Source organism: Spiroplasma sp. ChiS, from assembly GCF_002968355.1.
Lineage (GTDB): Bacteria > Bacillota_I > Bacilli_A > Mycoplasmatales > Mycoplasmataceae > Spiroplasma > Spiroplasma citri.
This window is the reverse complement of sequence record NZ_PUUH01000192.1, coordinates 1-963: the sequence shown is the minus strand read 5'-3', so window position 1 is coordinate 963 and position 963 is coordinate 1. Positions and strand designations below refer to the sequence as shown.

Below are 963 nucleotides of genomic sequence, written 5' to 3'. Positions count from 1 at the left end.
AATTATTACAGGCAGATGCTTTAATTACTAGTACAGTTCAACAATATGCTATGACTGGTACTACTGGTGTTGGTTTAATTCATGCTCAACAAAATTATACTGAAATAACTATTGATAGTGATTATTCTATGAAAATGATATTTAATGGTGCAGGTTATGAATATGTTTATTTAACTTAGCATCTTTTGTTTGATAAAAATTAGTACTATAACGATTTATTTCTTTATTTAATTCTAATAAGTTTTTATTAATTCTACTTGCTCTTAATTTAACATCTCCGCTACCTTTATTTTGTTGTGTATAGCCTATTGTTGAATTTACAAATTTACCTAAATTAGTTAATGGTACAAAAACAACCACAGATGCTGTGCCAGATTGTTTACCTGTATTTAATTTAATTAAAGATGTACAAGATAATATTTATTATAAAAGAATTGAAAGAATTATAAATCGTACTCATTTTGTAGGACAAAAAAATAGTTCTCCACTTGGTAATAATGGTAATGGTGATGAAGAATTATTACAGGCAGATGCTTTAATTACTAGTACAGTTCAACAATATGCTATGACTGGTACTACTGGTGTTGGTTTAATTCATGCTCAACAAAATTATACTGAAATAACTATTGATAGTGATTATTCTATGAAAATGATATTTAATGGTGCAGGTTATGAATATGATAATTTTTCAGGTAATAATTATACAAATAAAACAGAGTCATTAATGAATAATAAATTAGATATTTATACTACTTTACAAAAAAGATCTTTACGATTTCCTAAATTATATCGCTTATTTGATTATATATTTAAGCATTATAAAAAATGAGATAGTTTAGATGATAACAGTCAGAATAATGATAATTTTAGACCTTATACCTTAGAATTTATAGATATATCAATAGTTAATGAAATTACTCAATCTGAGGTAATTGATAGACAAATAAATAATGGAACTATTAC

General features: G+C 24.9%; 2 protein-coding genes. One reads left to right on the top strand and one right to left on the bottom strand.

Translation table 4 applies throughout. The features are described 5' to 3' along the window. Positions 1–141 precede the first annotated feature (141 nt). The gene (locus tag C6B38_RS05445) at positions 142–360 is read right to left on the bottom strand and encodes a hypothetical protein (protein ID WP_105298930.1); all 219 of its coding nucleotides are present in this window, start codon (positions 358–360) and stop codon (positions 142–144) included. A 7-nt stretch (positions 361–367) separates the two neighbouring features. Here C6B38_RS05445 and C6B38_RS05440 point away from each other — a divergent pair. Then, the coding region (locus C6B38_RS05440; protein ID WP_146693326.1) for a hypothetical protein at positions 368–963 on the top strand (596 nt) is incomplete at its 3' end.